Genomic DNA, 7,703 nt, shown 5'->3' on the forward strand with positions numbered 1-7,703 from the left:
CCCGCGCCCGCCCCGGTCCCGTAGTGCCAGGACCGCCGTCGCGCCCGCCAAGGTCAGGGCCGCCGATACCAGCAGTGCCAGGTCCGTGCCGTGTGCCGGGTCTGTTACGGAGGTGGCGACCGCGATGATCAGGGCGACGCCCGCCGATGAACCCAGGTAGCGGGCCGTGTTGTTGGCGCCCGAGCCCATCGCCGCGCGCTCCTGGGGGACCGACTCGACCGACAGGCGTGGCAGCGCCGCGTTCAGCAGGCCGCTGCCGATGCCCGCGACGAACAGGCCCGGCACCAGACGTACCCAGGACCCCGCGCCCAGCGCGCCCAGCATCCCCAGGGCGCCCGCCGCGTGCAGGACGAAACCGAGGGCGAGCTGATGGCGGGCGGCCACCCGGCCCGCGAGGCGCCGGGCCTGGAGGGCGACCGCGAAGCCCGTACCGGACCAGAGGAGGAAGAGCCAGGCCGAGCCGAGCGCCGACAGATGAATGGTCTGCTGGATCAGCGACGGCATGTAGCTCATCAGCCCGATCACCGCGAGTCCGGTGAACAGACCGCCCGTCGACGCCGCTCTGAACAGCGGCCGGCGCAGCAGCCCCAGATCGAAGACGGGCGCGGCGGCGCGCCGTTCGATCACGGCGAACAGCCCGGTGAGTACGGCCGAGGCCAGCAGCAGAAGCAGCACCGGCGCCCGCAGCCAGCCGTCCCGGCCCAGGGTGAGCGCGCTCAGCAGCGCGGTGAAGGCCAGGGCGAGGACGAGGGCGCCCGCCAGATCGGGCCGGTTCCGGTGAGCGGCGCGCGACTCGGCCAGTACGCGGACGGCGAAGCCGGCGGTGACCAGGGCGGCCGCGCCGAGGACGGCGTACGTCAGGCGCCAGCCGGAACCGCTCACCTCGTTCAGTCCGCCGGCCAGCAGCGGCCCCAGGGCTATGCCCGCGCTGACGAACGCGCCCCACACCCCGGTCGCCCTGATGCGCGCGAGTCCCGCCGGGAACGCGTGGACCAGCAGCCCGAGACTGCTCGCGATGACCGCCGCGCCCGCCGCGCCCTGCGCCACCCGGGCCAGGGTGAACAGGAGCGTGCTGTCGGCCAGGCTGCCGACCGCCGTGGTGACACCGAGGGCGAGCGTGCCCAGCAGGAAGATCCGGCGCCGGCCGTAGTCGTCGGCGAGGCTGCCCGCGACGAGCAGGACGGCGGCGAGACCGAGGGGCATGCCGTTCAGGAGCCAGGCCTGGGCGGAGAGCGGGGTGCCGAAGGCGGCGCTCATGCTCGGGAGGGTGAGGAGCGGGGCCGTGTAGTTCATCAGCGCGACGACCGTGGCCGCGCTGGTCACGGCGAGGGTCGCGGCGGGGCGCGTGGCCGCGTGGGCCGTGGGCGGGGCGCCGTGGTCGATACGGGAGTGTTCGGTACGGGAGCCGGCCGGGGCGCCGTGGTCGGTACCGGTAGTACGGGTAACGGCGCTCGCACCTCCGTCTGTGACGGATCGCGGTCTGGGCTGAGCCTGGGCCATGGCGGTCGTGTCCCCTCGGTGGCGGATCTCGGCTGATCCTCGGCGGATCTCGGTGACGGTCCGACGCGAACCCGGTGACGGGTCCATCGCGAACCGGATGGCGTTTTCGTTGCGGGCCCGGTGACGAGTTCATCGCGGACCCGATGGCGTTTACGTGGCGGACCCGGCGACGGATCCATCGCGGACCCGGCGACGGAGCCGTGGCGGACCCGGTGAGATGGTCCGCCCCCCAGTGGTCCCACTCGTCGATTCGGTGAATGAACCCACCGACCCCGCCGAGCGTAACAGCCTAGATTCATTCAATGAACCCATATCTTGGTACGCTCATTCCATGGCTCTGGGCAAGGACTACGCCACACAGCAGTGCTCGATGGCCCGCGCGCTGGAGGTCATCGGCGAGCGCTGGACGCTCCTCGTCGTCCGCGACGCCTTCTACGGCATCCGCCGCTACAACGACTTCCTCGCCCATCTCGGCCTGCCCCGCGCCGTCCTCGCCGCCCGCCTCCGGGCCCTGGAGCGCGCCGGTGTCCTGGAGAGACGGCGCTATCAGGACTCCCCGCCGCGCGACGAGTACGTACTGACCGAGCGCGGGACCGACCTCTGGCCGGTGCTGCGGTCGCTCGGTGTGTGGGGTACGGCACATGTGGACGGTACGAAGCCGCTCCGGGTGTTCACGCACGCCGCGTGCGGTACGGAGCTGGGCGCGTACGGAGAATGTCCCCCCTGCGGTACGGCTGTACCGCCCGGCGATGTGGAAATGCTGCCGGGTGAGGGGCTCGACCCGGATCCGGCCGATCCGGTGAGCAGGGCGCTGCTACGGCCCCGCCGACTGCTTCAGCCCCTGGAGACCGATCGTGTATAACGGCTGAAGCGGTATGTCCCGTGCGGACACGCCGTGAAGCCATCCGGATGCGGTGGAGCCGTTCGGATACGAAAGCCGCAAAGCCGTACGGGAGCCGTTCGGATACGGCACCGGACACGAGCGCGAGAGGGGCAGGCCATGGGCACGGTCCGCGGCTTGCTCCGGGATCTTCGGAAGCCGCGCCTCGCCGGGCTGCTGCTCTTCCTCCTCACCGAAGTACTGCAAGTCCTGGTGGTCCTGCTGGTCGACGCCGGCAGCCTCTCCGCCGCCGTCGCGCTCGCCGCCACCGCCGCGGCGGGGTCCGCGCTCGCCGCCTGCGCCGTCATCAGCGCTCGCTCCGTACCGGCGCATCCGCCGCAGCGGGTGCGTACGGCCATCCGCGACCGCGAGCAGCGCACCGCCTTCCTGCCCCAGCGGGATCCCGACGCCTCGGGCCGTACCAGGCCCCGGGCGCCCGGCCGTCGCCTCGCGACGGCCGCGTAGGGGCGCGTACCGCTTCCGGACTCCCGTACCGCTTCCGGATCCCCGGAGTGCTGCTTCTGGATCCCCGGAGTACCGCTTCCGGATCCGGAGTACCGCTCCTGGATCCCCGGACCGCATCCGGATCCCCGTACCCCGCGCGGGTCGTCACGCCGAATCGCCGCCCTGCGGCGCATCCCCCTGGACCAGCCCTGCCTCCGGCACGGCTTCGTCCATCCGGCACGACGAGACCCCACGGAGGGCTCACCTTGTCCGCTTTCCTCTCTGTCTTCTCTGTCTTCCTGTCCGTATTCGCCGGCATGGTCACCGGCCTCGCCGATCTGCTCCAGCCGCTCTTCCACGCGGGCGCCGCCGCCGCGGCGATCGTCCTCTTCACCGTCTGCGTACGGATCGCGATCCATCCGCTCTCCCGCGCGTCCGCCCGCGGCCAGAAGGCCCGTACCAAACTCGCCCCGCAGATCGCCGAGCTGCGCAAGAAGCACGGCAAGAACCCCGAGCGCCTGCAGAAGGCCCTTGTGGAACTGCACGCCAAGGAGAAGATCTCGCCGCTCTCGGGCTGTCTGCCCAGCCTGTTGCAGATGCCGGCGTTCTTCCTGATGTACCACCTCTTCTCCAACCGGACGATCGGCGGCCGGCAGAACGAACTCCTCGGTCACTCCCTCTTCGCCGCGCCCCTCGGCGGACGCTGGACGGACGCGCTGGCGCACGGCGGGATGTTCGGCGCGGCGGGGCTGGTGTACGTAGCGCTCTTCGCGATCGTCGCCGGAGTCGCCACCTTCACCTTCCGGCGGACGCGGATCCAGATGGCGGCCATGCCCGCGATGCCGGCCGGCCCGGACGGGCAGCAGGTCCCCGGCATGGGCGCGATGACGAAGATGATGCCGCTGCTCTCCTTCGCGACGCTGTTCACCGTGGGGGTGGTGCCGCTGGCGGCGGCGCTGTACGTGGTGACGAGTACGGCGTGGACGGCGGCCGAGCGGTACTTCCTCTACCGGGACATGTACCGGGACATGGCGGCGGCGAAGGCGGAGCGCACGAAAGCGGAGCGCACGAGGACGGAGAACGCGAGGGCGGAGAACGCGAAAGCGGTGCGTACGAAAGCGCAGCCGGGACGCGTGAAAGCGGGACGTGGCGCAGGTCAGGGGCGTGGTCCGGGTTATGAACAGGGGCTTGCGGAGTGATCGGATGTCTTGGAGGATCAAACAATCCCCGATGGCCGCGCCCATCGGCCCGGAAATGTTCGACTCGGCCTCGAAAACGCTCGACCAGCTCGACCAGAGGGAGACAGACGATGAAGCTGCTGCGTGTCGGTACGGCGGGGGCGGAGCGCCCGGCCCTGCTCGACCAGGACGGGACGACCCTCAGGGATCTGTCCGGGCTGGTCACGGACATCGACGGGGCGCTGCTCGCCGATGAGGCCGCGCTCGACCGGGTCAGGGCCGCGGCAGCCGCCGGTGAACTGCCCGTACTGGACGGCGAGGGCGTACGGATCGGGCCGCCGCTCGGCCGTATCGGCAAGATCGTGTGCATCGGGCTGAACTACCACGACCACGCCCGGGAGACCGGTGCCGAGATACCGGCCGAGCCGATCATCTTCTTCAAGGCGCCGGACACGGTGGTCGGACCGGAGGACACCGTGCTGGTGCCGCGGGGCAGCCGCAAGACCGACTGGGAGGTCGAGCTCGCGGTGGTCATCGGACGTACGGCCCGCTATCTGGACTCCGTGGAGGAGGGCCTCGCGCATGTCGGCGGGTACGCGGTGTCGAACGATGTGTCCGAGCGCGAGTTCCAGATCGAGCGCGGCGGCACGTGGGACAAGGGCAAGAACTGCGAGACGTTCAATCCGCTGGGCCCCTGGCTGGTGACGGCGGACGAGATAGCGGACCCGCAGGCACTGCCGATGCGGCTATGGGTCAATGGCGAACTCCAGCAGAACGGCACGACGGCCGACCAGATCTTCGGGGTGGGCGAAGTGGTGCGGTACGTCAGCCAGTTCATGACCCTGTACCCGGGCGACGTCATCAACACGGGTACGCCGGCGGGCGTGGCGCTGGGCAAGCCGGAGCCGAAGCCGTATCTGCGGGCGGGGGATGTGGTGGAGCTGGAGATCGAGGGGCTGGGCAGGCAGCGCCAGGAGTTCAAGGACGCGTAACGCCTTCGGCGGGAGGGGCGGGCCGGGTCGGTGTTGGGCCGGAGCGCGTGGTCCGGCCGGCCGCCGGTTCGTCCTCAAGCGCCGGACGGGCTTGTTCTGTGTCCTCAGGCGCCGGACGGGCTGGCTGTGCTGTGTCCTCAAGGGCCGGACGGGCTGGCTGTGCTGTGTCCTCAAGCGCCGGACGGGCTGATTTTCAGCCCGTCCGGCGTGAGAACACAGAAAACGTCAGCCGCGCAGGCGTTCCAGCGCCTCCACCACCATCGCGTGGTCCTCGGCCTGCGGGAGGCCCGAGACGGTGACCGTGCCGATGATGCCCGCGCCCTCCACCGCCAGCGGGAACGAGCCGCCGTGCGCCGCGTAGAAGTCCGGGTCCAGGCGGGAGGAGTTCTCGAAGGTCGTGCCCTTGGCGCGGAAGCGGGTGCCGACGAGGAGCGAGCTGGCGCCGTACCGTTCCACCACCCGCCGTTTGCGCTCGATCCAGGCGTCGTTGTCCGCCGACGAGCCGGGGAGCGCGCAGTGGAAGAGCTGCTGCGGGCCGCGGCGGATGTCGATCGCGACGGGGGCGTCGCGCTCGCGTGCCAGCTCGACGAGCAGGCAGCCGAGTTTCCATGCGTCGTCGTAAGTGAACTGACGGAGCGTCAGGCGAGCTTCCTGCGCTTCCAGTTCGGCGACACTGGGAGCCGGAGCCGGAGCCGGAGCGGCGGCCGGGGCTTGAGCCGGACCGGGGTCCGAAGCCGGGGCCGGGCCCGAAGCCGGTACGGAGGACGCGGCGCTCATGACTCGGTCTCCAGGGTGATGACGGTCCCCTCCTGGGCCGAGCGACGCGCCGCCTCCAGTACCTCCAGCGTCGCCGCCGCCTCGTACCCCGTCACCGGAGGTGCGATGCCCTTGCGCAGCGCGGTGGCGATGCCCGCGTAGTACGCCGGGTAGTCGCCCGGTTCGGTCTCCACCGGGTGGCCGCCACCGGACAGCGGCGACTCGCCCGCGCCGATCCGCCCCCACAGGGACTCGGGCTCCACTCCCCAGCCCGCCGCCGTACCCGGCCGCTTGCCCTCGCGCAGGTCCGCCTCCTGCGGGTCGAGACCGTGCTTCACATACCCCGCCGTCGAACCGAGCACCCGGAAGCGCGGGCCGAGCTGGGCCGTTGTGGCGCTGACGTACAGATGGGAGCGGACGCCGTTCGTGTGGGTGACCGCGATGAACGTGTCGTCGTCGGTCGCGGCGCCGGGGCGGCGTACGTCCAACTCCGCGTACACCCGCTCCGCCGGGCCGAACAGGACCAGCGCCTGGTCGACGACATGGCTGCCCAGGTCGTACAGCAGTCCGCCGATCTCCTCCGCCGCGCCCGACTCGCGCCAGCCGCCCTTCAGTTGCGGGCGCCACCGCTCGAAGCGGGACTCGAAGCGCTGCACGTCCCCCAGCCGGCCGGTGTCGATGAGCCGGGCGAGCGTGAGGAAGTCGTTGTCCCAGCGGCGGTTGTGGAAGACCGAGAGCAGCAGCCCGCGCTCCTCGGCGAGCGCGGCCAGCCCGCGCGCCTCGGCCGCGCTGCCCGCGACCGGCTTGTCCACGACCACCGACAGTCCGGCCTTGAGGGCGGTCGTCGCGAGCGGCACATGCGTCTTGTTGGGGGAGGCGACGACGATCAGGTCGAGCTCGTTCGCGCGCTCCCACAGCTCGACCGGCGACGTGGCGAACCGTACGTCCGGGAACTCGGCGTGCGCCTGCTCCCGGCGCTCCGGGCTCCCGGTGACGACGGTGTCGAGGACGAGCCCGTCCGTGGCGGCGATCAGCGGGGCGTGGAAGACGGAGCCCGCGAGGCCGTAGCCCACGAGTCCGACGCGCAGCGGCGTGCCGGTACGGCGGCCGGTGCGGGTACCAGTCAAGGTCATGGCACCACTTAAGCAACGGCGTTGCCAAAGTGCAACCACAAGGGACAATGGCGGACGTGGAGAGAAGAAACGGGGATGTCGCGGGAGTAGCCAGGGGTGACGCGGCGGTCACCAACGGTGGGGCTATCGGCGGTACGGCTACGGGCGGTGGGGCTACCGGCGGTACGGTCATCGGCGGTGCGGGCACCAGCGGTACGGCCGCCGGCGGAGTCGGCACCGGCAGTACGGTCACGGGCGGAGTCGGCACCGGCAGTACGGGCGCCGGCGGTGCAGGCGCCGGCGGTACGGTCGCCGGGACCGCGGGCGGCGCCGGGGCCAATCTGCCCGTACTGCGCAGCTATAACGCGGCCCTGGTCCTCGACCTGCTGCGTGCGGCGGGCGACGCGGGGATCAGTCGGCTGGAGCTCGCCGAGCGGACCGGCCTCACCCCGCAGGCGGTCAGCAAGATCACGGCCCGGCTGCGCACGGAGGGCATGGCCACGGAGGCCGGCCGCCGCGCCTCCACGGGCGGCAAGCCCAGAACCGTACTGCGGCTGGTCCCCTCCGCCGCCTCCGCGGTCGGCCTGCATCTGGACCGCGACGAACTGACGGCGGTTCTGGTGGACCTGTCCGGTGCCCTGGTCGCGGTACGCACGGTCCCGCTCGACCTCGGAGCGGGAGCGGCGAAGGTCGTCGAGACGGCGGCGATCCAGGTCGACGCGGTCCGCGCGGAAGCACTGCGCGCGGCGAGGCTACAGACGGGCGCGCGGCTCGGCATGCCGGTCGGCGCCGGGCGCGTGGGCGTGACACCCGGCCCCGGGGCCGCCCCCGCCCCCCGTAC

Annotated in this window: 7 protein-coding genes and 1 pseudogene; 5 read left to right on the forward strand and 3 right to left on the reverse strand. The window is 71.8% G+C overall.

Annotated features, from left to right (window positions below):
• Positions 1-1,500, reverse strand: a 1,500-nt coding sequence (locus WH07_RS32490) for an MFS transporter (RefSeq protein ID WP_063775867.1), incomplete at its 3' end; no start/stop codon positions are given.
• 331 nt (positions 1,501-1,831) lie between these two features.
• Between WH07_RS32490 and WH07_RS32495 the strand changes: the two genes are divergently transcribed.
• From WH07_RS32495 to WH07_RS32510, 4 genes and pseudogenes are all read left to right on the forward strand, one after another.
• Entirely contained in the window at positions 1,832-2,362 is a 531-nt protein-coding gene (locus WH07_RS32495) for a winged helix-turn-helix transcriptional regulator (protein ID WP_046508109.1), read from the forward strand.
• Between the two features lie 138 nt (positions 2,363-2,500).
• Positions 2,501-2,845, forward strand: coding sequence for a DUF6412 domain-containing protein (locus WH07_RS32500; protein ID WP_046508112.1), 345 nt, complete (start codon positions 2,501-2,503; stop codon positions 2,843-2,845).
• A 296-nt stretch (positions 2,846-3,141) separates the two neighbouring features.
• Positions 3,142-3,843, forward strand: a pseudogene (locus tag WH07_RS32505) (YidC/Oxa1 family membrane protein insertase); the annotation flags it as partial.
• 290 nt (positions 3,844-4,133) lie between these two features.
• A complete protein-coding gene (locus WH07_RS32510; protein WP_046508113.1) occupies positions 4,134-4,994 on the forward strand; it encodes a fumarylacetoacetate hydrolase family protein in 861 nt (286 codons plus the stop codon).
• 225 nt (positions 4,995-5,219) lie between these two features.
• On the opposite strand, the gene WH07_RS32515 is transcribed toward WH07_RS32510, so the two are convergent.
• The gene (locus WH07_RS32515) at positions 5,220-5,771 is read right to left on the reverse strand and encodes a heme-degrading domain-containing protein (protein WP_079023744.1); all 552 of its coding nucleotides are present in this window, start codon (positions 5,769-5,771) and stop codon (positions 5,220-5,222) included.
• The gene (locus tag WH07_RS32520) at positions 5,768-6,883 is read right to left on the reverse strand and encodes a Gfo/Idh/MocA family protein (protein WP_106409738.1); all 1,116 of its coding nucleotides are present in this window, start codon (positions 6,881-6,883) and stop codon (positions 5,768-5,770) included. The genes WH07_RS32515 and WH07_RS32520 overlap by 4 nt, the downstream gene beginning before the upstream one ends.
• A 56-nt stretch (positions 6,884-6,939) precedes the next feature.
• On the opposite strand from WH07_RS32520, the gene WH07_RS38375 reads away from it, so the two are divergent.
• Positions 6,940-7,703, forward strand: a 764-nt coding sequence (locus WH07_RS38375) for an ROK family transcriptional regulator (RefSeq protein ID WP_232789140.1), incomplete at its 3' end; no start/stop codon positions are given.

Origin of the sequence: Streptomyces odonnellii, assembly GCF_000981895.1 — a bacterium.
GTDB lineage: Bacteria > Actinomycetota > Actinomycetes > Streptomycetales > Streptomycetaceae > Streptomyces > Streptomyces odonnellii.

What these genes read in the sequence shown, in the direction of transcription:
- WH07_RS32510 (WP_046508113.1), top strand. Translation starts at nt 4,134, where the DNA reads ATGAAGCTGCTGCGTGTCGGTACGGCGGGGGCGGAGCGCCCGGCCCTG.
- WH07_RS32515 (WP_079023744.1), bottom strand. Translation starts at nt 5,771, where the DNA reads ATGAGCGCCGCGTCCTCCGTACCGGCTTCGGGCCCGGCCCCGGCTTCG.
- WH07_RS32520 (WP_106409738.1), bottom strand. Translation starts at nt 6,883, where the DNA reads ATGACCTTGACTGGTACCCGCACCGGCCGCCGTACCGGCACGCCGCTG.
- WH07_RS32500 (WP_046508112.1), top strand. Translation starts at nt 2,501, where the DNA reads ATGGGCACGGTCCGCGGCTTGCTCCGGGATCTTCGGAAGCCGCGCCTC.
- WH07_RS32495 (WP_046508109.1), top strand. Translation starts at nt 1,832, where the DNA reads ATGGCTCTGGGCAAGGACTACGCCACACAGCAGTGCTCGATGGCCCGC.